The following is a 24,131-nucleotide window of genomic DNA, read 5'->3' as shown; positions in this document are numbered from 1 at the left end:
AAACCAAACCATAATATTTTCATTTTACATATTGTAATAACTATTATTCACATGATGCTACAACGAGTAGAGCCAGCAATAAGTAAACTAAAGTAGTATATACAATCTTTTCATACGAGGGGTAAGCTTAAGATAGCTTATCATCCAGTTTTCCACAGGAAAGGAGCGAGCCCATGAATCTAAGCCTTGTGATCCCGGTATACAATATAGAGCAGTATATAACCCCTATGTTTAATTCACTGCTTGACCAAAGCGATCCGCATTTCGAAGTCATCATCGTAGATGATGGTTCTACGGATAACACTTACAACGTTATAGAAAAGATTCTTTCGCGTAATCCCGCCCTTTTCTGTAAAGTCATTCGAACGGAGAATCATGGAGTAAGCGCGGCTAGAAATAGGGGATTAGCTGAAGCCACAGGTAATTATGTTCTTTTTGTCGATGGAGATGATTATGTCTCCGCAGACTTGGTCTCAACCCTTCATTCTTATACTCAAGATGAACAACCCGAGATTATTTGCTGGGGTTATAATCATGTCTCAGAAGGCAGAGAAACTCTATTAAGCTGTACCTCTGATTTCAGCGACGTGACGGGAAGCGAAGCACTGGCGCGGATTTTCGTGAACAAAAGCTTGCGAATATGGACAGGGAGTATCGCTTATAAGCGAGAATTCTTACTTCTCCACGGGTTAGGTTATACAGAACGCTGTGTGAATGGAGAGGATCAAGAGTTCATCTACAAAGCCTTGTCCAGAGCGGCTAGAGTCATCTCAATCCCGGATATACTATCATTTTATTTACAGAGAAACTCCTCCATCTCCAACAGCTATAACGTGAATAAATTCGATGTAGTGGATGCTTTCAAAAGGGTGGATGAATATTTCAAAACCTATCCCTTTGCTGAACTAGATACGATCTCACCTTTGTTAATGAACCGGGAGCTGATCGAGAACTACTTTTTCAACCTCAAAACCTGTCTAAATGGTACGGAAGGGGTAAGTATTCAGGAATTACTTCGTGACATCAACCATACCTATCCCAAGCTCAATCAAGAAATGGATGAACTCATAAGACGTTATAGAGGAGATAATCGCAGATTAACCCTTTATATCAGAACATTTTTAATCTCCCCGCTTCTATATCACAGATTCATCTCTGTGGAGAGAGGCTTATCCAGGTTCAAGCGAAACCTACTTAAAGGGAACGGAACCCGAAAGGAATCTAGAATATGAAAAAGATGCTGATATACGCCTATACCGAATTTAATCTGGGCGATGATCTATTCATTAAGGTGCTGTGCGAAAGATATCCGGATACCAAATTCAGAATTTGCGCACCACGCCTCTATAAACAATGTTTCAAAGAGCTCCCTAACCTCAAAGTGTATCCTTCCGATTCCCTTCTTCTAAGAGGCATTGGCTATATTTGCAGGAAGCTAAAGATACATAATGTGGCTCACAAATATCTGGCAGATCACTCAGATGGCGTCGTTCATATCGGCGGCTCAATTTTCATGGAAGCAGACCACTGGGCAGAGCATTTCAAGAATGCAGAAGTCATTCGTAATCAAAATAAGCCTTACTATCTGTTAGGATCTAATTTTGGCCCTTTTACAAATCAAGAATACTATGATGAGCACAAGCGGATTTTCAAGGATTATACAGATATATGTTTCAGAGAACAGTACTCTTATGATTTATTTAAGGATCTGGATAATGTCCGCTTAGCCCCAGATATTATTTTTCAGCTAGACCCGCCAGATATTCCAAACGAACCGGAGGATTACATCGTCTTATCCGTTATTAAACCTTCTGCGAAAGGTCTGAACGGTTTTGACAACCTCTATTATGAAAAAATGAAAGAACTCGCAATTTATTTCATTGAAAAAGGTTACGCGGTTCATTTCATGTCATTTTGCGAACACGAAGGCGATCAACTGGCAATTGAAGAGATTCAGCGCCTTATCGGTCCCTCCTACAACGATGCTATTCAAGTGCATTTATATAAAACGAACATGGAAGAAGTGTTGTCCGTGTTAGCTAATGCCAGTTCTATTGTGGCTTCAAGATTCCATGCAATGATTCTGGGCTGGGTATTTAATAAACCGGTGTTCCCCGTAGCCTACAGCAAAAAAATGATCAATGTAATGGAAGATGTTGGGTTCATAGGTCTGTATGCCGATTTCAACACGCTGGAACAGGTCCAGCCTGCACAGATTTTTGAAAGTATGATCAACCACTCTATGGATGTCACACTGCAAGCAAAACAAGCCGAAAGACATTTCGAGCATCTAGATACGTATTTACCGCTTTACGAAAGGGGGATTCGTTATGAAAGCCAAGCGGAGCATTCTTAACTTATCCTTTGGACTGGGAAGTCAACTCATCACGATTATCCTCGGTTTTTTTATACCCAGACTGATAATGGTCAACTATGGCTCTGAGGCCAATGGGTTGATCGCTTCGATTGTGCAGATTATTAGTTATTTGGCGCTGCTGGAAGCAGGTGTTGGGGCTGCCTCGATCCAAGCACTTTACAAGCCGGTAGCTTCGGATAATAAAAACAATATCAACTCTATTCTGGCTGCCACCTCCAGCTATTATAAAAAAACAGGTATTTACTATTTCTTCGCCGTACTGCTACTCGCCATCGTGTACCCGCTAGTGATCTCATCTGAGATCGATAAATTATCGATTATGGTCATTATTTTGCTTACGGGGATGGGCGGAGCAATCAATTATTATTTTCAGGGGAAATTCAAGGTCCTGCTCGCTGCGGAGGGAAAAAGCTATGTAGAGACTTCTATTGTCACTGTGGCTAATATTATGAACAGCCTGATCCGGATTCTGTTATTACTGCAAGGTGTGGACATTATTGCGGTTCAAGCTTCCTATTTTATCTTAACTTTACTTCAAATCATCGCTTTCTATATTTATATGAATAAGAATTACAAGTGGATCAACCTGAATCTCAAACCAGACTATGAAGCCATTGGTCAAAAGAATTCCGTATTAGTCCATGAAATCTCCTATTTGGTGTTTAGAAATACGGACGTACTTATATTAACCATCTTTACGAATCTAAAAATCGTCAGTATCTATGTTATGTACAATATGATTTTTACGATCGTGGATAATATCGTCCAGACCATAAACGGAAGTGTGAAGGCTGCCCTCGGGCAAAGCTACCATGAGAGTAAAGAAGCATTTATTAAATTTTATGATGCTTACGAAGTGTATTTTATGGGGCTTATCTTCTCGATTCTAACGGTGGCTTACATTTTGATATTACCCTTTATGAAATTGTATACCGCTGGGGTAAACGACGTGAATTACATTGATATGTGGCTGCCGGTCTTGTTCGTAGTCATCAAATTATTAACCAATGCCAGAACGTCTTCCAATAATGTGATTACCATCGCTGGACATTTCAAAAAAACACAAAACCGTTCCATTCTGGAATCCGCCATTAATCTGGTGGCTTCTGTTGTCTTCGTAATCTTCATGGGAATTTACGGTGTACTGATGGGAACGATAGTTGCCCTCCTATACCGCTCCATAGATATTGTGATTTATGCCAGCAAACATTTGCTGGACCGCAGTCCTTGGGTCACTTTTAGAAGATGGCTTACGAATGCAGTAGTTTTTGTAGGTATTATTCTAATCACCACCGCCATCGACATCCCAATCCATTCCTATCTGGGGCTTATGATCTGGGGTGTGCTTCTAGGGCTAGTGATCTTGCCTGTATATTTTGTAATCGGCTCTTTAATGGAACGGGAAGTCTTCCTCTATACATGGGAACATCTCAAAAAGTATCGATACAAACTCAAAAATAAAATTAACGCTCAGCCTGAGGTAAGTGGTTTATCCAAATAACACAACAGGAGGACTGGAAATGGATCATAGCGAGGTTTTGCAGCAAGCCTGTTACGTCTTTCTAAACGACCTAAATGACGAAATAAACCATTCACCTACCATCCAAATAGAGGATACAGAACTATTGCAAAGATGCCGCCAGATCATAGATCAAGAACAAAATGTACAAATCAAACCTTATCTGGAAACCTTATCTGAGGTTATTCATGCCTTTCTGACGGGGAGGGCTTCAGAGGATACTTTGAAATTCTATCTGTCTGAACAATTCAACATTGTTGCCAGTGATATCGCAGGTTTAATTCAGGGGTTGGTTAAAATGGAAAGCCGCATTTCGGATACGGAAATTTCCTACCCAACAGTCCAATCCTTATCCGATTCTCCCAAGATCAGTGTCATTATCACCACCTATAATAGAAAAGAATTCCTATATCAAGCGATCCAAAGTATCTTAATGCAGGACTATCCCAATAAAGAGATTACAGTGATTGATGATTGTTCTACAGATGGCACGAAAGAGTTAATGCAGCAACACTTTGGGGCGGAGCCACGGGTCATTTACATGCGCAATGCTACCAATAGCGGACCTGGAAATAATCGCCGAAAAGCTTTTGCTGCACATGGTGATGGGGAATATGTTCTTTTTCTCGATGATGATGATTATCTGATCGACATGAATTATTTCAGTAAAGCAGTCCGCTTCCACCTCCTTCATCCCGAAATTTCATTTGTAGCTGCGAATGTGTTCCTGGAGTATTCCAAAGCCAAACAACTAAAAATCTCCAATCTGCAGCTTAGCAGCATTATTAAGAAACGCGATTATTTCATGAATTTCGAGAAAAAAGGATATCCAAAACCCGCCTCTACTTTAACTACTGTCTTTAAACGAGAGGCCTTAATGGCTATGGATATCCTAGATATGAATATGGTCAACGATGCTTCCATCTATTTGCGTTCCCTGCTGGTAGGTGATGCGGGCTTCATTGATGTGATTGCCGGCGTGTACAGAATACACGGGAACAATATCACCTTTAATCTGAGCCAAGGATTTTTAATTGAGAATCTGGAAGAAAAGAAACTCATTAAGAATATGGCCGTGCAGAAATATGGATATAACGCACAGGAAATGACGGAATGGTTCAACCACAATGCTTACGATACGATCTCATACTATTTATTAAATTCTGCAAAAGACGCTACAGACTTTAAATTCATGTACCATTGGGCGCTTAACCATTGCCCGCTGATCTACAATCAATTAAAAAATGAGTTTCGCATGAAGCTTATTAAAAAACAACTATTACGAATCTCCTTACTCCGCACGCTACTCGGCAGATGATTCGCTCATTAGCTTATCGAGCAGCAGAAAAAACTCTTTAAGCTTTTCTTTTGGGATGTCGGCATACTTGTCTCCAATGCTGATCTCACAATAAGAAGCATGTTCCCCGGTAGCTCTTATACCCGCGCTTAAACCGATTCCTGTCGCTTCATACACCGCTGACAGAATCGGTTCAATTTGTTCCTTAGACATTTGAAAATGCATGTGAAACATATTGGAGACAGGTTGAGCGGGCAGAGTGGTTACGTCGTGACATTGATTAACCCAAGCAGCAAGCTCCTTTGCACCTTCATAATACTGCTGCATGTTGCCTTCTCTTTGCTGGTAATAATAATCAGAAGAAATGATGTAAGGATATAAGCTGATTAAGTCTCCACCATGCCGCCGTTTCCATATCTTTGATTGCTTCGTAAAATCTTCACTGCCTGCAAGAATTGCCCCAGCGATTCCTCCAATTCCTTTATAAAAGGATATATACACACTATCAAAGAGTGCAGAGATTTCAGCTGCTGACTTCCCGTAATACGGGAGGATCTCAAATAATCTTGCCCCATCCAAATGCAATTTAATGCCGCGTGCACGGCAATGAGCAGAAATAGCTTCAAGCTCCGTGTACTCTGGCAGCTGACCACCAATCTCGCGCTGGGGTAATTCCAGCAACAGACAGGCGATATCCTCCTTTAGGTTCGCCACATCCTCCAAAGTGATTAATCGGTTCTTGTCCGCAAGCAAGATAGGCTCAATATGATGTAATTCCTTCAGGCCATCCTGCTCATGGATCTCCAAGTGACATAAGGGATGATAGGCTACTTTTTTCACCTCTTTTTCATCGCACCAAATTCTTAAAGCGATTTGCTGCGCCATCGTTCCGCTCGGAAAGAAAACCGCGGTTTCTTTGCCCAGGATATTCGCCATTTTCGTCTGGAAATCTTCAATCACTTCGCCCGTTCCATAAATATCAGATGCCGTACTGTTCTCTACGGCTGCCAAGGCTTCCTTCAACACTTGCACATCTCTATTCCCATTCCCTGCGATTCGATAGGCCGTTTCATTAAAAGCCTCTTGTACGGTTTTTTTTCCGTTCATTCGTTGGATAACCCCTTCCGGATTTGCCTTGTCCCTAATATAGACGAATTTCCAAAAATCCCATCTTAATTTTACCCGATCTAAGGTGAAAAAACATGAGCGCTGTGCTACAATATTGGAATTGCAACGGCAATCTTAGGGAGGGTTATTGAATCACATGCTCATTATTGGTATCGCCGGCGGCACCGGCTCGGGAAAAACAACCGTAGCCCGCTCCGTCATTGACCGTCTTGGAACGGGAAAGGTAACTTTCATATCTCAAGATAACTACTATAAGGATCACTCACATCTCAGCTTTGCTGAACGTGAATCCATTAATTACGATCATCCTTTCGCTTTCGATAACGAGCTGCTCATTGAGCATCTTAAATCTCTGCGCGAAGAACAGACCGCATTCGCTCCCGTGTATGACTTTACAGTCCATGCCCGCTCCACTACAGAGACGGTAGAACTGAAGCCAAACAATATTGTAATCATTGAGGGACTCCACGTCCTTTCTGACGAGAATCTCCGTGAAATGCTCGACATCAAGGTATTCGTGGATGCCGATCCTGATGTACGTATTCTCCGCCGGGTCCTTAGAGATATTGAAGAACGTGGACGGAGCATCCAGTCGATCCATCATCAATATTTGAGTACAGTTAAACCCATGCATGAAGCTTTTATCGAACCATCCAAAAAATACGCTGACCTGATCATCCCTGAAGGTGGCCATAATGAGGTTGGTATTCAGTTGTTGTCCATCCTAACGGAGAAGCATCTATATAACGATTGGACGTCTTAAAGTCTTAATTAAGCGCTTCTAGCTAGCTGCAGAGAATCTCTCTGCGGCTTTTTTTGATATGCGTTGACCCATCCGTGGTTCAGAATAATCCCACCTCATTATGGTAATAGCTATATTTACAGCACCAGCGGAAGAGGGATAACAACTATGGGATTTCTGAACAGAACAATAACAAAAGTTTTTAAGAACCCTTCATTAGGGCACCCTAACCCCACTAAAGAATTACCCAAGGAACCTATTAAAGAAAAACTTCAAGATAATATTCAATATATAAAAACAACACTCGGCAATAGTACAGATCTCGTGATTAGAGAATTCTTTATTGGTTCCAAACACCAGATTAAAGCAGCTATTTTCTATACAGATGGATTGGCGGATAGTAAAGCTATTCAGGATTTCATTCTGGAATCACTAATCTTAGAACTTCCAGATCCAAGTCTTGATACACAAACAACCAACTATCAATTATTAAAAGATCACATGCTCACTGTAGGGGATATTAAAGATACGACGGAGTTCAATTCTTTATTCACCTCTCTATTATCCGGAGATGTGATCCTCTTACTCAATGGATATACCAAAGGGTTCACCATAGGCATGCGTGACTGGAAAGACCGTGGCGTAACGGAAAGTGCCACTGAAACGGTGATTCGTGGACCTAAGGAAGCCTTCACAGAAAGCTTACGCACGAATACCGCATTAATCCGGCGGAAAATAAAAGACCCCAATCTCTGGTTAGAAACACAGCAAATTGGACGTGTAACACAGACAGACGTAGCCCTCATGTATATCAATGGCATTGTTAGTGATGAGATTCTGCAAGAAGTCCACTCACGTTTAGATCGGATCGACATTGACGGTATCCTGGAAAGTGGCTATATCGAAGAATTAATCGAGGATGAAACCTATACCCCATTTCCAACCATCCATCATACGGAACGCCCTGACGTTATAGCAGCTGCTCTTATGGAAGGAAAAGTAGCCATATTAGTAGATGGGACTCCTATAGTAATGACGGTGCCTACCTTATTTGTTTCCTTCATGCAGACGGCGGAAGATTATTATCAACGTGCCGATGTTAGCACCTTAGTACGAATGCTTCGATACTTCAGTATTTTCATTTCACTACTTGCCCCATCTTTGTATGTAGCTATTACTACCTTTCATCAGGAGATGCTGCCCACAACCCTGCTGATCAGTCTAGCCGCACAACGGGAGGGCGTGCCGCTTCCAGCATTTATTGAAGCACTCTTAATGGAGCTTGCCTTTGAGATTATACGAGAAGCGAGTGTACGAATGCCTCAAACCATAGCCCAATCTGTATCCATTGTAGGCACCCTAGTGATTGGGACTGCGGCAGTTGATGCCGGCATTGTTTCTGCTGCCATGCTTATTGTCGTCGCTATTACTGCTATCTCCAGCTTTGTGCTGCCATCCTTCGATCTTGCCCTGACCATCAGAATGCTCCGTTTCCCAATGATGTTCCTTGCTGCATCCTTTGGATTGTTTGGGATCATTATCGGCGTTATTGCGATAGTTCTTCACATGTGCAGCTTACGTTCCTTTGGAATTCCTTATTTGAGCCCGTTTGCTCCCTATAATCTCGCCGATCAAAAGGACACCTTTTTCCGAATGCCGCATTGGGCTATGTTTACCCGCCCTAGACTTATCAATAAAAAAAATATCGTTCGGGAAAAGAGTTCACCACCGGAGAAACCGGGAGATCTCACGGAGGAATAATTCATGAAACGAAGATCGCTTCTGATTTGTGTTCTTATTCTCATGCAAATATTTTTAACAGGTTGCTGGAGCCGCCGAGAATTAAATGATCTTGCGATTGCTGTAGGAATAGGTATCGATAAAATCGGAGATCAATATCAAGTTTCTGCGCAAGTGGTCTTACCCAGTCAAATCGCTGGCTCAAAGGGGGGCTCTCCTCAGGCACCAGTCAACCTTTATAAAGCGACGGGAAATACCGTATATGAAGCCCTTAGAAAAATCACAACCGTTAGTCCACGTAAAATTTATATCTCTCATTTACGAATCCTAGTCCTTGGCGAGGATTTGGCTAAAGAGGGAATCAGCGATGTTCTTGATTTCATGTCAAGAGACAACGATACGCGAAATGATTATTTTATAGTGGTAGCAAAGGATGCGAGGGCAGAAGATGCGTTGAAAATATTAACCAGTCTTGAAAAGATTCCTGCCGTGCGATTGTTTTCCAGTCTGGAAACCTCTGAGAAAAATTGGGCACCTACATCTACTGTGACATTAGGAACCCTAATTACAGAACTTGTGAGTAAAGGTAAAAATCCAGTCTTAACAGGTGTTGTCATCGATGGAAGTGTAGATGAAGGAGAAACTCCGAAGAATGTTGAAACGGTAGACTCTCCAACGGAATTGAAATACTCCGGATTGGCCATATTCAAGGAGGACAAATTGATTGGTTGGCTAAATCCAGAGGAATCAAAAGTGTATAACTATTTAACCAATAAAGTAAGGAGCACTGTTTTCTATATCCAATGTCCCGAAGGTAAAAAGGTTTCACTTGATGTATTTGAAGCCCGTTCCAAAATGAAAGGCAGCATCCATAGTGGCAAACCAGAAATCACTATTGAGCAGCATTTAGAATCAGATTTAGGAGAGGTACAATGCAGAAATCTTGATCTAAGGGACCCAAAGACCATCACTCAATTAGAACAAATCGCCAATAAAAAAGTAATAAATCTATTCGAAGCTACAATTAAAAAGGTACAAACTGAATACAAAAGTGATATTTTTGGATTCGGCGAAATCATCCATCGTTCTAACCCGCAGGCGTGGAAGAAACTGCGAAACAATTGGGATGAGACCTTTGTTAACCTTCCAGTAAGCGTAAAGATGGATATTAAGATTCGCCTGTTAGGGAAAGTGACTAACTCTTTCCTAGAAGAGGCGAAGTGATGAATTGGAGTGAACAAAACCATGTTGGAAAAGGGAAAAATAAGTACTCGCCAGCTAACCTTACTGGTTATGCTCCTTACTATTGGGGATTCCATCCTTATAATCCCTTCTTCATCCACACACTACGCCACACAAAACGCCTGGATTTCAGCTTTAATTGGAATGGCATTAGGTTTGCTGGCCAACTATATGTACAGCAAGTTCGCAAAGTTATATCCCAAATTAACGCTTATTGAGGCAATTCAAAAGGTCTTCGGAAAATGGCTTGGGACTATTCTATCGCTTATGACTTTATTGTTTTTTCTTATAGTTATCGCTGGAAGTATGAGGGAGATCAGTGATTTTGTGATTTCAGAAATGTTGCCTGGAACTCCTATCCCGGCCATTCTGCTCTTATTTATACTTATCGTAATTATGGCAACGCGGCTCGGTATTGAGGTTATCGGACGAGCGGGAGAGATCTTCACTCCAATGGTCGTTATCCTATTTCTGATCCTGACGGTCGCAATTGTTCCTCAGATGGAAATTATCAGAATATTCCCCATTCTGGAAGATGGAATAAAGCCAGTATTGAGAGGGACTATTCCCATTACGGCCTACACCTTTTTAGAACCAGTCGTCTTTCTAATGATACTTCCTTATGTAGATAAACAACAAAAGATAACAAGGAGTTTTTTACAAGGCACCCTCCTAGGGGGGACTGTAATTTTCATAACGCTCATCGTCTCCATACTGGTCTTAGGTCCGGATCTGACGGCCAGAGATATATATCCCAGCTATAACATCGCAAGGCGCATATCTGTTGGTGGAATCTTTGAGCGGGTGGAAGCCATGATAGCTCTACAGTGGATGTTAACTTTCTTTATAAAAGTAACTTTGTATTTCTATGCTTTTATTCTGGGGTTGTCCCAATTATTAAAATTGAAGGAGTATCGAGTGTTATCCTTACCGACAGGGTTGATTTTGGTCGCACTAGCACCTCTTATAGCCCCAAATTACACTTATTACGGGGAAATTTTTGATAATTATTGGGTGTATTATGTTATAACCTTTGGGTTATTTCTACCCCTGGTTTTGTTAAGCGTAGTAATGTTCAGAAGAGCACTGAGCAAAGACTTAATATCTCGAAACTAGATGGTTTGGGAGGTTGTGAATATTGGGTATAGTAGTGATTCTCATAGTTGTAGCCGTTATAGCAGCCATTGAAGTTCCCCTGATGTGGAGGAAAAAATTAATCAAGGAGATGTGGGTTTTCTCATTTCTTCTGTTGCTGGGAACTTTCTTCAGTCTTATTAATGCGTTACATATTTCGGTCTCTAACCCATTGGGATGGATGATATTTATCTATAAACCCGTCTCCGATATGGTAAATGCCTGGTTATCCTAAAATGGGACTGAACCATTCCCTTGAGATGGCTTAGTCCCCATGATTAAACGACATTGCCAAATCAGCAAGCGCCCTAAAGTTTGTTGCTAGCCGTTCACGCGCCAGCCAGTAATAGACTTCCTGGCCTCTCTTTTTACGGTCAACAATGCGGGCATCCCGTAGGATTTTAAGATGATGTGAAATCGCTGGCCTGCTTATTTCGAATTCACCTGCAATTTCCCCAACATTCAGCCGACCTTTATTCCCTAATAACGTAACAATCCGAATCCGAGTAGGATCACCAAATGCGGTGAGAAACCGTGTGATGCTGTTGATATCGTTAGGTTTAATCTCTTGCGGTTCTATCTCCCCACCCCGATTCGTAAATAAACTTAAACATACTCACTTGTTGAAACTACAATAAAGACCTTGTAGATTCTCTAACTATTAATTCAGCCGGGAAAATCTGATGCGCATGCTTAACCTTCTTATTGATGAGATCAAAAAGAATCTTAATCGTCGCTTCCGCAATCTCCACTACCGGCTGTTTGATGGTAGTAATAGAAGGATTATAATAGAAGGAAATATCCAATCCGTCATAACCAGCCACAGAGTAATCTTCCGGGACTTGCTTGCCCGCTTCAAATATTGCCTTACAGGCGCCGATAGCCATACTATCTGATAAGGTAAAAATAGCGGTGAACTCTTCACCTAACTCTAGCAATTCTTTTGTAACCGCATACCCATTTTCCATACTGTAACTGTCGATATCCTCTTTCATCCGCCGCACTAGCCGTTCATTATAAGCGATTCCATGATCAGCTAAAGCCCTTTTATAACCTTCATATCTTAACTTACCGATACTTACATCTTCTTCTGGTGCAGTAATGACTGCGATTTTCTCATGCCCCAGATTACATAAATAGTCCACAATCTTATAGCTCTCATTAAAGTCATCTACAGATACAGAAGAATAGTCGCTCAAATCAAACTCTTCCGTCATCCCAATCGTACTAAGGACAAATGGAACCGTTAATTGCTGTAATTTCTCTTGAGAGTGTGAGAATAAACCTCCTAAAAAGACAATTCCCTTCAGCCTTTTTTCTTTCTCCAGCTCAATCGCCACTTCGATCTCATCTTGATTCTCATCAACTCGTTGTAGGATGAAGGAGTATTTCTTGCGTTGAATCTCTTTTTCGAACACTTTGATCATCGGGCTAAAAAATGGATTGGATATCCCTTTAATCAATACTGCAATCGTTTTCGAATCAGAACGTTTTAAATTTCTTGCACTGTTGTTCGGGACATAATGATTTTCTTTGATAACCCTCATAACCATCGCTTTTGTTTCTTCATTAATATCCGGATGATTGTTAATAGCCCTTGATACAGTAGTCACGCCAACACCGCATAATTTGGCGATGTCTATAATAGTCAGTCTCTCCATTTCTATCTATCCTTTACTTGTTAGTATCTATCAAACTCCTTAATCCTTATTCAACTTCATAGTCAAAATAAGAAAGCAGGGGATTCCTGATGGTCACCCACCAAGAAAAACACCCTACTCGCTTCTTACATGAATATTAATTTATTTAACGAGGTAGATCAAGCTTAACCCTTAACCGCACCTGCAACGACACCTTCGATGATGTACTTTTGACAAGTCAGGTAGAAAATGATGATTGGCACAATAGCTAAGACCAGCATCGCCATCATAGCTCCCATGTCAATCGATCCGTATCCACCTTTTAGGTACTGGATCGCAATAGGAATCGTTTTATATTCTGTACCAATCAGCAGGTCTGGCAATAGGAAGTCGTTCCATACCCACATTACATTAAGGATAGCTACAGTTACAGCAATAGGTTTCAGGATGGGCAATACCACTTTAAAGAAGGCCTGAGGTGGATTACAGCCATCAATCATTACCGCTTCTTCAACCTCAAGCGGGATAGACTTCACAAATCCGCTAAACATAAACACAGACAGCCCTGATCCAAACCCTAAATAGATTAAGATAATCCCAATCGGATTGTCGAGATGCAGCACGTTTGCAGTCTTAGTCATTGTGAACATAACCATTTGGAAAGGCACGATCATCGAGAATACAAACGCATAATACATCATGCCTGTGAATTTGGACTTCACCCGGGTAATGTACCATGCAGTCATGGAAGTAAATAACACGATCACAGCCACCGAGCATACCGTAATAAACAAGGACATTCCGAAGGCACTGAAGAAATCAATCTTTGCTACACCACTAGTATAGTTCTTTAAACCAACAAACGTAGTCTCATTAGGGAATAAGAACGGCGTATCACTAATGTAGAACTTACCCTTGAAGGAGTTCATCAGAACAATAAAAATAGGAGATAAGAACGCAATGGCCAAGACCAACAAAATGGTGAATATAGAGTAATCTTTTGCTCTAGTCTTTTGCATTAGTTCTCAACCTCCTTTCTTCTAGTAATGACAAGTTGTATTAAGGCGATTAAGGCTACTAAAGCAAAGAATACGACGGCTTTCGCTTGACCGACACCTTCCCATCCTGATTTTCCGTAGAATGTATTGTAGATGTCCAGTGCTAACATGGAGGTCTGCTTAGAAGGAGCACCAGCGGTCAACGCTAAGTTCTGGTCAAACAATTTAAATGAATTGGATAAGGTTAAGAATAAACAAATAGTAATGGACGGCATTACGAGTGGAATAGTCACATTACGCAAAATCTTAGAACGTGAAGCTCCGTCAATTCTTGCGGCTTCTACTATATCTTTAGGAACATTCTGAATACCTGCAACATAGATAATCATCATGTACCCTATCAATTGCCAATTCATAAGAACGATTAGTCCCCAAAATCCATACGTTGCATCAGAGGTCAAAGTGACACCAAATTTGTACAAAATCCCATTAAAAATCAGCTGCCAGATGTATCCTAATACGATACCGCCTATCAAGTTAGGCATAAAGAAGATCGTTCTAAATACGTTGGTACCTTTTAGCTTTCTAGTTAATAACATCGCCAAGATGAAGGCGAACACATTAATAGTAAGAACAGATAAAACTGTGAATTTAACGGTGAAACCTAATGCATTTAGAAACTCTTGATTCGAAAAAGCTTTAGCGTAATTGCCAAACCCTATCCATGTTGCATCATTGACTGTAGTAAACTCTGTAAAAGACAAATATATACCCAAAAGAAAAGGGATCACAAAGGCAATTCCAAAGGCTATTATGGTCGGTAATGCAAAAAGAGCAAAATATTTTTTTATCGATTTTTCCATGGAGTCTTCTCCTATCTCAGTATGGAAAATGATGAAACAGATGTAGCAAGATCCACTCCAATTGTTGCTTAGTGCCACTGAATCCCGAGGGAGCCCAGTGGCACTAAGCTTTTATCTGTATGACAACTGAGAGTTATTCAAGCATCTTTCCATGCATTTATTATTTTGCTTTTTCAGCCTTCCAAGTGTCCTTGAAGATGGTTACAACTTCATCCCAAGTTTTGTTTCCTTGAGCGTATTGCAAGAGGGCATCACCAAAGACGTTTTTGAATTCTTCACTTGGGAATGCTGCGAATGTCCAAGCTACAGAAGTAAGATCTTTTTCCATCCAAGCAGATACTTCTTTAGCAAGTGGATCTGCTGGTTTTTCGCTGTCTTCAAAGGTATTGAATGGTGCGATGAAACCTAGATCGTTAGTTACATAAGCTTTACCTTTTTCACTGGAGAACAACCATTCCAGGAAAGCGATAGAAGCTTGTTGGTTCTCAGCAGATACTTTGCTGTTGATTGCGAAATAGTTTTCTGTACCTACAGCCAAACCTTGTTTTTCTTCGCCTTCCATACCTGTGTAGATAGGCAAGAATTTGATTTCTTCAGCTTTAACTACGTTACCGTCAACATCGTTGATTTGTGACCATGCCCAGTTACCATTTTGAACCATAGCTGCGTTACCAAGTGCAAATTCAGCCATGGAGTCAGCTACGGATTTACTACCCAGCAAGGATTCTTTAGTTACAGAGTTCTTGATGTACAGATCGAAGATGTTTTTAAATTTATCGTTGTATTTGAATTCAACTTCTTTAGAAGCTAGACCCGCAAGAACGGTGTTGTCAAACTCAGTATTGTCTTTGAATTCATAGTACAGCGGCAAGTTTGCAAGGTGAGTCTGCCATCTCCATTGCTCACCAGCAGCGAGGGAAGTGGAGGCGAATACACCTTTAATGCCCAGTTGGTCTTTTTTAGCCGTCATATCTTCTACTACTGCTTTCAAAGTGTCGAAGTTATTGATCTCAGTTGTGGAGGAGATCGATACCGCTTTATCAGCCAAAGCGAAGTATTTCTTCATAATTGCGTCGTTGTAGATGATGCCGTATCCTTCAACTACGTAAGGGATACCATACACGCCTTCACCTTCAGTTACAGCCAAGCTTTTGTCGGACAGATAGCTGTAAAGCTTAGTATCTTTCAAATCCAAGGTGTAATCTTTCCAGGATTGAAAACCAACAGGTCCGTTAATTTGGAAAATAGTTGGCGCTTCAGACTTGGAGATTTCGGATTTCAATTTAGTTTCGTAAGTACCCGCAGCAGCCGTTACGACTTTTACCTTAACTCCTGTTTCTGCTTCGTAATCCTTAGCGATCTTTTCATATATTTCTGCAATCTCAGGTTTGAAGTTCAAGAAATAAACTGACCCTTTTTTACCAGATGTAGCGTTTCCATCATTGGATGCAGAATTATTTTCTTTATTCCCACATCCTGCCGCTAAGACAACAACCATAGACATTACTAACATGAGCCCTAAATATTTTTTGATATTCTTCATTCTTCTTCCCCCTCGTACTTTTTATTAGATTACTTCGCATGAAGACGTTCCGATGCTGTTAGTGAAAATTATGTCAGCGTTTTCATTTGCTTAAGTAATCCCCAGCCTACTTTTTGGTATCCTTCTCGGTATCCTTATCGGTAACGTTTTCAATTGAAATATTAGCACACCATTTTGAACTTTTCAATAGCCAATCTTTTAGAATCATTTTATGGAAAAACTGCCCACGGCAAACCTTGCAAGCGTTATAATAGATTCATCCTTATTCATGAATGGTGAATGCTTAGGACATACTAATGGTTAACGACCCATTAAATAACTATGAATAGGTGATTGCATATTTTATCTCTGATCGAACAGTATGAGCTACAATTCTCCAATAATAATTATTTTGGCGATATCGGGGTAGATCCCTCTTACTCCATTGTAGAAGGCTCCCTTCCTGTACTAGTCTCAGCTCCACATGCCATTAATCATTTTCGAGAACATGCTGTAAAACCAGCTGACATGTATACAGGCTCCCTTGCCCTCTTGTTACAAAAGCTCACCAATTGCTACTGTATTTATTCGAATAGCTTTTCCAAAGAAGACCCAAATTACATCTTAGGTGGAGAATATAAGGCTGCGCTACGAGCGCTTGTCAAAGAACATCGCATTCAGTTTGTGATCGATCTGCACGGAGCTTCCAAACTTCGAGAGTTTGATATTGACCTAGGGACACTGTACGGAACCTCTATACGAGAGAATAATTTAAATGACGTCATAGGCATCTTTAACAATAATGGTATTACCAATGTTAGACAAAATCATACATTTTCTGCATCCCATCCTGGAACAATTACTTCATATTGCGCTAAGGAATTGTTAGTTCAAAGTATTCAAATTGAAATTAATCGAAATTATCGTAACCCGAATGCGTTTGATTTATTCCAAAAAACCATTCATTCCCTTGAACAAATCATTAAACTATTGGGCGGTGTCTGACATTATTATCGAGCAAACCTTTACTATTCTAGACAAACAAAGCCTTCAACCTCGTGAAGAAATCACAATGAACTCCGAAGAGTTAAAGGAATTAGGTTTAGTCCAGCATATCTTCGTTGATCTTACAGCAGAGAATGGTGTCAAAGTCAGCTGTTTAATTTTATCGGCAGATGAGGTACCAAGAGGTACAATCCAATTATCCAAGCGGGCAAAGGACAAGCTCGGGGACTGCCTGACTACAGGATTAACAATAACGAAGCCAGAATACGACACAGTTCTTCGGGGAATTCCTAAAGTGGACGAGATTGCCAAACCCTATGTAAAAGCCTGTCCAGCACTCGTCCGTAAATATACGAATCAAGTAGAACTTATCAATCCCAAAAATGGCTTCCGGGTAAACCTAACTTTACGAGAAGATAGCACAGCCAAACCGAATACCCTTTACTTCAACAGATACATCATGTTATTGCTTGAAACCCATTCCGAGGGGCATGATCCATTAATCATTACTCGCGCTAGGACGCGTTTTCAACCCAAGCCAGGCATACATAAACTTATAAATCAACTGATCCAACGGCCCTTAAGTGCATTAGGGAACTTTTTTATTGGCAAAAGAGAGCTCACCCTCAGAGTGGGTCATCCTTACCCTTTTGATGAGCACCAGAATTTATGCAGAATTCATCCGAATGTTAGAAAACTGCTAGGCATGGAAGAAACAGATCAGATCGTGATCTCCTATAATTCCAAACAAATCACCATCCCCATCTTAGACATCGATACGGAGCATATTGCCCAGTCAGTCAAGCTTTATGCGGATAATGAGCAGCTTAAATTTATCGACAGCCACTTATTTATCGGGATCACCGCCTTATCGCGTAACGAGTTAGAAATCCCAAGCATCGGCACATCAGTTACCGTAAAAAGAAGTATGTACTCCTTATTCCTAAAGCACTTAAATAAACTAGTCTTACCTGTTATCGCTTTGTTGTTCACCATAGTACAGCTATATAAGGATTTGAACTGGAGCATCGCTCTGACCGTCATCATTTCTCTTGTGTTACTTCCGATTATCATCTACACAACACTATCTGAGGAACGCGCCAAAATTAATTAAATGGAGGGATTTCCGTGGAATTCACTTCACAATCCCAAGTAGAAGATATGATCTACAGCTCTTACCTAAGGGCCATTAACAACATTACAGAAACTTTGGATGAAGAAGTTAGAAAACCGGAGTTAACCAGAGCATTACTGGATGCAGTTGGAAGTCCGGATCGCAATCAAAAATACATACTGGTCACAGGCAGTAAAGGTAAGGGCTCCACCTCTAGATTTATTTCCTCTCTGTTAAGTCACTTGGGATATAAAGTGGGGTTATTCACCTCCCCTCACCTGGTAGATTTCAACGAAAGAATCCGGATTAATGGGCAGGCAATAGCCACAGAAGATTTTATACGATTAGGTAATGTAATTCGCGGGGGCTTCCACCAGATCGAAGAGCAGCTTGCTGCTGATGAATATCAAGGTCCGGTTGGGGTTGCTTTGGCTATTGCGGCTTTGTACTTTAAGGAGAAGGGTACAGATATCAATGTGATTGAATGCGGTAGAGGAGGAAGGTTTGATGACACCAATGTCCTGAGCAATGACTGGGCTGTCATTACCCCGATTATGGAAGAGCATGTAGCCCATTTGGGACCTGATCTGAACAGCATTACACTGCACAAGCTGGGGATTGTCAAAAACAACATAACAAACGTCTATGTTAGCAAACAGAAATCCGACGTTCTTGCGATCATGAAGGACAACCTCTCCTCCAACCTTGTGCAATATTATGAAGAACAGTTTTTAGCTGAATCTATCACAACCACTTCTGTCGGAACTACTTTTGATGTCCGGACGAAGCCAGCCGTTTATCCAGCCTTGACCCTTCCGCTATTGGGACAGTTTCAAGCGGTCAATGCTGCCAGCGCAGTCGCACTTTGTGAAGAGATTACAGGGGGACCCCTTGATCAGGAGATCGTACATCACTGTTTTGAACAATTACAATGGCCGGGACGTTGTGAAGTTATCTGTCATGACCCACTGACGATTATTGACGGAGCTATTCATAGAGATTCTGCAAGCTATCTGGCTGAACTTATTCAATTAGTGAATCCTGAGCGCAGCCGTAGCGTCACATCCATCATCGGTGTCCCTAAGGATAAAGATTACACAGGGGTCATCGAAGTCATGAGTACAGTCTCGGATCAACTAATCGTAACCAAACCCGATATAAGCCATCTAATTTTCCCTACGGATGCTCCGCTTATCGCTAAAAGTTTTCTCGAAAAAAGTTCCGAATTCCCTTATTTAGAGGACGCTCTCACGTATGTTAAAGAACAATCACCTTCCGAGATTATTGTAATCGTGGGTACGCAAACTCTAATCGGAAATGCCAAAAGATTATTCGGGCAATCGCTGCTGAATATCGGCTTATAACTGATTCATACGCTGAAGAATAACTTCCCTGTAAAGGTCTGAGAGGCCAGGTACTTCACTTGGATTTTGCTTGCAATATTCATCTAACATTACCTTATGATTGACTTCGATCACCAACAAGCCTTGATTTGTCTCTAAGATATCTACTGAGCAGAAATCAAGGCCCAGCGCTTTAGAGGTCCGGGAGGCAAGCTCCGCCAGCGCCTCTTGTTTGACCTGATCTTTCACCTCAATCGTAACAGCTCCGTTAATCAAATTGTGCTTCCACGAACGAACTCTTTTTTTGCCAAGGAATACACGCGCCTGATGATTAAAAGTTACAATTCTATACTCAATCTCCGCTTCATAATAAGGACCTATTGCCCCATTAAGCTGTAAAGAAAATAATAAATCCAGCTTTTCGTGCAGATCGGCTATCTCATTGATTTTGTACACATGATTTCCCTGCGCCCCGTTATCCTGCTTCATAATTACCTCCCCATTGCATGCTTGGAAATAACGCTCAGCCAATGGATAAGGATTCAAATTGCTAAATTTGGAGTCAGGATGCGGCAAATAAATATGTTCTACAGCTGGGATATTCGCCTTATGCAAAACATCATAAGTTAGAGATTTACTCATGGCAATGATCGTAGAAGCACTGTTGTTTAGTCCGATCTCAGCGTCTACCATCACAAATGATTTCACTCCATCTGTCGCTCTATATACGAAATTCGGTGTAATTTCCTCAAAGCTAATCCCTGAGGCTGTAACAGAATGCTGGATCATTTTTAAGTAAGGTCTAGTCGTCATTCAGTTTCCTCATTTCTAACAAAATATGACCAAACCTAATCATAGCATGAGGAATATTAATAAAAAATAATAAAATTGCGTTATAATAGTTAACACAATAATCTCCCGAATCTTATTTCAGGTCCCTTTTTCACAAAAATGACAGACTGTATGTTACGTTTAATGACTGACAGCGCTTTTATAGTTAAAATAAGTGTTGATTATTTAGTGATCATCCTCTATGATAAGCTTATTAAAGCGAATCAAAAAGTTAAAGCGATTAAACTTTAATCTCTATGTACCTAGTATTATTACTAATTAATAGTGTTAGTATGATCAAAAGTTAAAGCGCTTATACTTTTAAAACGAGAGGTTGGTGTGTCATGATCAATCGCGAGAACAGGCGGCAGACGTTCTATATGTATCTGTTCATTTCTCCTTGGATTATCGGCTTCCTAGTATTCGCCCTTTATCCTATCTTATCATCGCTTTACTTCAGCTTTACTGATTATGACATCATACACCCACCTAAATTTATCGGGCTCGCTAACTACACAGAGATGTTTCACAATGACCTGTTCTGGAAATCGGTGGTTGTCACGCTGAGATATACCTTCATCGGTGTACCTATCCAGCTTGCACTCGGTCTTGGCTTTGCGCTATTGCTCCACCAGACCATTCCTTTGCGCGGCTTTTTCAGAACAGCAATGTATTTCCCAAGCATGGTATCCGGCGTGGCCATGTCCCTGCTGTGGTACTGGATCTTCAACCCGCAGATCGGGCTCTTCAATTACATCCTTTCCTGGTTCGGCATTCATGGACCAGCTTGGCTGATGAACCCAGACACTGCTCTATATGCCTTAATCATCATGACCTTCTGGACAGCAGGCTCAGGAATGATTTTATTCCTCGCAGGTCTGCAAGGCGTACCGGCTAGCTTGATCGAAGCCGCTAACCTTGACGGTGCCGGGCGCTTCAGAATCTTCCTGAACATTACCTTACCGATGATCTCTCCCGTGCTGCTCTTCCAACTGATCATGGGACTAATTGATTCCTTCCAAGTCTTTACCCAAGCTTTTGTCATGACTCAAGGGGGGCCGAATTACTCTACCTGGTTCTATGTCTATAATCTCTACACCAGCGCTTTCAAAGAATATCGTGCCGGTTATTCCTCAGCCTTGGCATGGGTGCTCCTTATCGTAGTTATGCTCTGCACTGCACTAATTATGAAATTGTCTAACCGTTATGTTCACTATGAAGGAGGCGGACGCAAATGAGTACAGTCAGAGCGCTAAGCCCCCGGACTAAAGGAACAAAACGCCGCCGGAAAGCGGAGCCTGTTAAGATTTTCAGCTTTATTACTCTAGTAGTTACAACATTTCTGATGCTGCTTCCTTTGTTCTTCATGGTCTCCACTTCACTTAAGTCCAAACGCGAGATGCTGAAGTTCCCACCCACCTTTCTTCCGGAGAGCTGGCAGTGGAGCAATTACACAGAAATATTTGATACCCTGCAGTTCGGTACACTTTATAAAAACAGTCTGATTATCGCCGGCTTTAGTGTTGTGGGAACCTTGATTTCTTCGGCGCTGGTTGCCTATGGATTCGCCAGATTCAGAGGTACAGGTAATCAGGTGTGGTTCATCCTGCTGCTGAGCACCATGATGTTACCCTATCCGGCCATTATGATTCCGCAATTTGTACTCTTTTCGCAAATGAACTGGATAGATACCTTTTTACCCCTGATCGTGCCTGCTTTCTTCGGCTCAGCCTATAATATTTTTCTGCTGCGCCAATTCTTCTCCACATTGCCTGAAGAGCTGTTTGATGCCGGACGCATTGATGGCTGTGGTGAAATACGGATGTGGGCTACCATAGCAATCCCACTCTCCAAACCTGCACTTGCGACCGTAGCTATCTTTGCTTTTATCTACAACTGGAATGATCTGCTTACGCCAGTGCTTTACTTAAGCTCATCAGATAAGTTCACGCTACCCGTCGGGATGGCTTCTCTTACCTCATCGAGGTTCCGCATTCCACCTTGGCATCTGCTAATGGTTGCTTCGGTTCTAGCTATGGTCCCAATCGTTACGCTGTTTGCTGTAGCCCAGAAACAGTTCGTCGAAGGGATTGTACTTACAGGGATTAAGTAATAATCCGCCATCCGGCGGCCAAATATACTTGAAATCATGGAGGGTTTAGCTAATGAACAAGAACAGGAAAAGTATTGCGCTTTTACTTGCAGCTACCATGCTCGTTGTTCTAGCCTTATCAGGCTGTAGCGGCGGCAAATCGGTGGGTAACGCCCTATCTGGAGGAAACGGTGACTCTACTAATTCTGGAGGCAAAGCAGAAACGGTAACGATTACCCATTACACAATAGATTCAGAAGACCGCACATTTGTCGAAAAATTAATCCCTGATTTCGAGAAGCAGCATCCGAATATTAAAGTGAAAGTGGAAAAAGCGCCTTATGAGCAGTTCGACAGCAAGCTGCAAACGCTAATTGCCGGCGGCAAATCGCCCGACGTGACAAGTCACTGGGGGTATGGAGGTTTCGCAGAATACTACAATAAGGGTATGTTGTTCGATATGACCGACCTTATGAAAGAGGATGGTTTCAAGGCAGAGGATTATAGTATCCCAGAGAATCTAATGGGTATCTACAAGGTTAAAGATCACACTTACGGCATCCCGGTCAATATGTATGTCACCTTAATGCTCTATAACAAAGACATGTTTGATGCTGCCAAACTGACTTATCCAACAAGCAATTATGAAGATAAGAGCTGGACGTTTGAAAAAATGGTCGACGAAGCTAAACAAATGACGCTTGTATCCGATGATATCGCCAAAACTCAATATGGCGTAGACTTCACTTGGTCCGAACGCGATATGCGGCCGTTATATTTTGGAGCGGAGCCTTACTCAGAAGATACATGGACTAATGGCGGCGTGCCTTCCGAGACTTATTTTGACTCCCCTGAAGTGATCGCTGCCTACAACAAGCTATTTGATCTTGTCTTTAAGGATAAAGTCTCTCCTTCTTCCGAATGGAGCAAAAGTGTAGCTGGACAGAACGGCGATCCCTTTGTTGCTGGTAAAATCGGCATGTCTATCGGAGGCTCATGGAACCTTGCAGGTGCAAATGACTTCCCCTTCAAAATTGGCGTAGCCGCTGTGCCATGGGGAGGAAACGAAAAGGTACGCAGCACCCTTTATGTCGATCCGCTGCTGATCTTGAAGGACTCCAAACATCCGAAGGAAGCTTTTGAATGGATCAAATACCTGATCACAAGCGAAGTGCAAGAGAAATCCATTGAGCTTAGTGGCGGTAACCCACCAGTCAACACCGAAGCTGCAGAAGCTTACTATAAACATTTTGAAGGTATCGATCCACAGGATATCAAAAATGTCTACGAGGGTGCTGTTAACTACGGCTTCGAATCCTATAACCACTTAATCACCAACTACTCGCAAATTAATGACATGTTCATTAATGAATTGCAGCCAGTAGAAACTGGACATAAGACGGTTGAAGAGGTGATGGCGACGATTCAGAAGAAGGTTACAGAGATCATTCAGCGATAACTGTTTGGCAGGTATACCGCCCCCTTTAGGGACGGTATACCTGCGTGAAATCATACGTTTAGCGGACAGTCTGCCAACCCTGTAT

At 41.6% G+C, this 24,131-nt stretch carries 20 protein-coding genes; 14 read left to right on the top strand and 6 right to left on the bottom strand.

Annotated features, from left to right (window positions below; genetic code table 11):
• The first annotated feature begins 173 nt into the window (after positions 1 to 173).
• Genes NST40_RS01335 through NST40_RS01320 form a run of 4 tightly spaced genes read left to right on the top strand, consistent with a single transcriptional unit; the run spans position 174 to position 5,214 of the window.
• Entirely contained in the window at positions 174 to 1,232 is a 1,059-nt protein-coding gene (locus tag NST40_RS01335; protein ID WP_076220588.1) for a glycosyltransferase family A protein, read from the top strand.
• Positions 1,229 to 2,356 (top strand): polysaccharide pyruvyl transferase family protein, encoded by a 1,128-nt coding sequence (locus NST40_RS01330; protein WP_342410340.1) that lies wholly within the window; start codon positions 1,229 to 1,231, stop codon positions 2,354 to 2,356. The genes NST40_RS01335 and NST40_RS01330 overlap by 4 nt, the downstream gene beginning before the upstream one ends.
• Positions 2,331 to 3,878 (top strand): sugar isomerase, encoded by a 1,548-nt coding sequence (locus tag NST40_RS01325; RefSeq protein ID WP_076126979.1) that lies wholly within the window; start codon positions 2,331 to 2,333, stop codon positions 3,876 to 3,878. The genes NST40_RS01330 and NST40_RS01325 overlap by 26 nt, the downstream gene beginning before the upstream one ends.
• Before the next feature lie 19 nt (positions 3,879 to 3,897).
• Positions 3,898 to 5,214, top strand: a complete 1,317-nt coding sequence (locus tag NST40_RS01320) for a glycosyltransferase family A protein (RefSeq protein ID WP_076192559.1) — start codon at positions 3,898 to 3,900, stop codon at positions 5,212 to 5,214.
• On the opposite strand, the gene NST40_RS01315 is transcribed toward NST40_RS01320, so the two are convergent.
• The gene (locus NST40_RS01315) at positions 5,200 to 6,300 is read right to left on the bottom strand and encodes a beta-eliminating lyase-related protein (protein WP_076126976.1); all 1,101 of its coding nucleotides are present in this window, start codon (positions 6,298 to 6,300) and stop codon (positions 5,200 to 5,202) included. The genes NST40_RS01320 and NST40_RS01315 overlap by 15 nt on opposite strands.
• 157 nt (positions 6,301 to 6,457) lie before the next feature.
• Here NST40_RS01315 and udk point away from each other — a divergent pair, with 157 nt between their 5' ends.
• From udk to NST40_RS01295, 4 genes are all read left to right on the top strand, one after another.
• Positions 6,458 to 7,084 carry a uridine kinase gene (gene udk, locus NST40_RS01310; protein WP_036687251.1) on the top strand — a complete coding sequence of 209 codons (627 nt, stop codon included), beginning with the start codon at positions 6,458 to 6,460 and terminating at the stop codon, positions 7,082 to 7,084.
• A 147-nt stretch (positions 7,085 to 7,231) separates the two neighbouring features.
• Entirely contained in the window at positions 7,232 to 8,824 is a 1,593-nt protein-coding gene (locus tag NST40_RS01305; RefSeq protein WP_076219031.1) for a spore germination protein, read from the top strand.
• Positions 8,825 to 8,827: 3 nt separating this feature from the next.
• Entirely contained in the window at positions 8,828 to 10,027 is a 1,200-nt protein-coding gene (locus NST40_RS01300) for a Ger(x)C family spore germination protein (protein ID WP_076275922.1), read from the top strand.
• A 21-nt stretch (positions 10,028 to 10,048) separates the two neighbouring features.
• Positions 10,049 to 11,161 carry an endospore germination permease gene (locus tag NST40_RS01295; protein WP_076219030.1) on the top strand — a complete coding sequence of 371 codons (1,113 nt, stop codon included), beginning with the start codon at positions 10,049 to 10,051 and terminating at the stop codon, positions 11,159 to 11,161.
• A gap of 647 nt (positions 11,162 to 11,808) precedes the next feature.
• On the opposite strand, the gene NST40_RS01290 is transcribed toward NST40_RS01295, so the two are convergent.
• From NST40_RS01290 to NST40_RS01275, 4 genes are all read right to left on the bottom strand, one after another.
• Positions 11,809 to 12,840, bottom strand: coding sequence for a LacI family DNA-binding transcriptional regulator (locus NST40_RS01290; RefSeq protein WP_076126967.1), 1,032 nt, complete (start codon positions 12,838 to 12,840; stop codon positions 11,809 to 11,811).
• 164 nt (positions 12,841 to 13,004) lie between these two features.
• The gene (locus tag NST40_RS01285; RefSeq protein ID WP_036687243.1) at positions 13,005 to 13,838 is read right to left on the bottom strand and encodes a carbohydrate ABC transporter permease; all 834 of its coding nucleotides are present in this window, start codon (positions 13,836 to 13,838) and stop codon (positions 13,005 to 13,007) included.
• Complete coding sequence (locus NST40_RS01280; RefSeq protein WP_036687240.1) at positions 13,838 to 14,680, bottom strand: sugar ABC transporter permease; 843 nt, start codon at positions 14,678 to 14,680, stop codon at positions 13,838 to 13,840. The genes NST40_RS01285 and NST40_RS01280 overlap by 1 nt, the downstream gene beginning before the upstream one ends.
• Before the next feature lie 160 nt (positions 14,681 to 14,840).
• Entirely contained in the window at positions 14,841 to 16,223 is a 1,383-nt protein-coding gene (locus tag NST40_RS01275) for an ABC transporter substrate-binding protein (protein ID WP_076126963.1), read from the bottom strand.
• A gap of 333 nt (positions 16,224 to 16,556) precedes the next feature.
• On the opposite strand from NST40_RS01275, the gene NST40_RS01270 reads away from it, so the two are divergent.
• The 3 genes from NST40_RS01270 to NST40_RS01260 are packed head-to-tail and all read left to right on the top strand — an operon-like array spanning position 16,557 to position 19,685.
• On the top strand, positions 16,557 to 17,207 hold the full coding sequence (locus NST40_RS01270) for an N-formylglutamate amidohydrolase (protein ID WP_076192573.1): 651 nt from the start codon (positions 16,557 to 16,559) through the stop codon (positions 17,205 to 17,207).
• Positions 17,173 to 18,321, top strand: a complete 1,149-nt coding sequence (locus NST40_RS01265; protein WP_342410338.1) for a hypothetical protein — start codon at positions 17,173 to 17,175, stop codon at positions 18,319 to 18,321. The genes NST40_RS01270 and NST40_RS01265 overlap by 35 nt, the downstream gene beginning before the upstream one ends.
• A 14-nt stretch (positions 18,322 to 18,335) precedes the next feature.
• Entirely contained in the window at positions 18,336 to 19,685 is a 1,350-nt protein-coding gene (locus tag NST40_RS01260) for a Mur ligase family protein (RefSeq protein ID WP_342410337.1), read from the top strand.
• Here NST40_RS01260 and NST40_RS01255 read toward each other — a convergent pair.
• Positions 19,680 to 20,477, bottom strand: a complete 798-nt coding sequence (locus tag NST40_RS01255; protein ID WP_342410336.1) for a hypothetical protein — start codon at positions 20,475 to 20,477, stop codon at positions 19,680 to 19,682. The genes NST40_RS01260 and NST40_RS01255 overlap by 6 nt on opposite strands.
• Before the next feature lie 362 nt (positions 20,478 to 20,839).
• Here NST40_RS01255 and NST40_RS01250 point away from each other — a divergent pair, with 362 nt between their 5' ends.
• Genes NST40_RS01250 through NST40_RS01240 form a run of 3 tightly spaced genes read left to right on the top strand, consistent with a single transcriptional unit; the run spans position 20,840 to position 24,046 of the window.
• A complete protein-coding gene (locus NST40_RS01250; protein ID WP_036687229.1) occupies positions 20,840 to 21,733 on the top strand; it encodes a sugar ABC transporter permease in 894 nt (297 codons plus the stop codon).
• On the top strand, positions 21,730 to 22,608 hold the full coding sequence (locus NST40_RS01245) for a carbohydrate ABC transporter permease (RefSeq protein WP_038568194.1): 879 nt from the start codon (positions 21,730 to 21,732) through the stop codon (positions 22,606 to 22,608). The genes NST40_RS01250 and NST40_RS01245 overlap by 4 nt, the downstream gene beginning before the upstream one ends.
• A gap of 52 nt (positions 22,609 to 22,660) precedes the next feature.
• On the top strand, positions 22,661 to 24,046 hold the full coding sequence (locus NST40_RS01240) for a sugar ABC transporter substrate-binding protein (RefSeq protein ID WP_339245755.1): 1,386 nt from the start codon (positions 22,661 to 22,663) through the stop codon (positions 24,044 to 24,046).
• The last annotated feature ends 85 nt before the right edge of the window (positions 24,047 to 24,131 follow it).

Origin of the sequence: Paenibacillus sp. FSL R10-2778 (genome assembly GCF_038593035.1) — a bacterium.
In the GTDB taxonomy this organism is placed as follows: domain Bacteria; phylum Bacillota; class Bacilli; order Paenibacillales; family Paenibacillaceae; genus Paenibacillus_AQ; species Paenibacillus_AQ odorifer.
The sequence above is the reverse complement of the archived record's forward strand: the minus strand, read 5'-3'. Positions and strand labels throughout refer to the sequence as shown.

Bases quoted from the DNA above. Each gene is read 5' to 3' on its own strand.
- NST40_RS01335 (WP_076220588.1), top strand. From the start codon at position 174: ATGAATCTAAGCCTTGTGATCCCGGTATACAATATAGAGCAGTATATA.
- NST40_RS01330 (WP_342410340.1), top strand. From the start codon at position 1,229: ATGAAAAAGATGCTGATATACGCCTATACCGAATTTAATCTGGGCGAT.
- NST40_RS01325 (WP_076126979.1), top strand. From the start codon at position 2,331: ATGAAAGCCAAGCGGAGCATTCTTAACTTATCCTTTGGACTGGGAAGT.
- NST40_RS01320 (WP_076192559.1), top strand. From the start codon at position 3,898: ATGGATCATAGCGAGGTTTTGCAGCAAGCCTGTTACGTCTTTCTAAAC.
- NST40_RS01315 (WP_076126976.1), bottom strand. From the start codon at position 6,300: ATGAACGGAAAAAAAACCGTACAAGAGGCTTTTAATGAAACGGCCTAT.
- udk (WP_036687251.1), top strand. From the start codon at position 6,458: ATGCTCATTATTGGTATCGCCGGCGGCACCGGCTCGGGAAAAACAACC.
- NST40_RS01305 (WP_076219031.1), top strand. From the start codon at position 7,232: ATGGGATTTCTGAACAGAACAATAACAAAAGTTTTTAAGAACCCTTCA.
- NST40_RS01300 (WP_076275922.1), top strand. From the start codon at position 8,828: ATGAAACGAAGATCGCTTCTGATTTGTGTTCTTATTCTCATGCAAATA.
- NST40_RS01295 (WP_076219030.1), top strand. From the start codon at position 10,049: ATGTTGGAAAAGGGAAAAATAAGTACTCGCCAGCTAACCTTACTGGTT.
- NST40_RS01290 (WP_076126967.1), bottom strand. From the start codon at position 12,840: ATGGAGAGACTGACTATTATAGACATCGCCAAATTATGCGGTGTTGGC.
- NST40_RS01285 (WP_036687243.1), bottom strand. From the start codon at position 13,838: ATGCAAAAGACTAGAGCAAAAGATTACTCTATATTCACCATTTTGTTG.
- NST40_RS01280 (WP_036687240.1), bottom strand. From the start codon at position 14,680: ATGGAAAAATCGATAAAAAAATATTTTGCTCTTTTTGCATTACCGACC.
- NST40_RS01275 (WP_076126963.1), bottom strand. From the start codon at position 16,223: ATGAAGAATATCAAAAAATATTTAGGGCTCATGTTAGTAATGTCTATG.
- NST40_RS01255 (WP_342410336.1), bottom strand. From the start codon at position 20,477: ATGACGACTAGACCTTACTTAAAAATGATCCAGCATTCTGTTACAGCC.
- NST40_RS01250 (WP_036687229.1), top strand. From the start codon at position 20,840: ATGATCAATCGCGAGAACAGGCGGCAGACGTTCTATATGTATCTGTTC.
- NST40_RS01245 (WP_038568194.1), top strand. From the start codon at position 21,730: ATGAGTACAGTCAGAGCGCTAAGCCCCCGGACTAAAGGAACAAAACGC.
- NST40_RS01240 (WP_339245755.1), top strand. From the start codon at position 22,661: ATGAACAAGAACAGGAAAAGTATTGCGCTTTTACTTGCAGCTACCATG.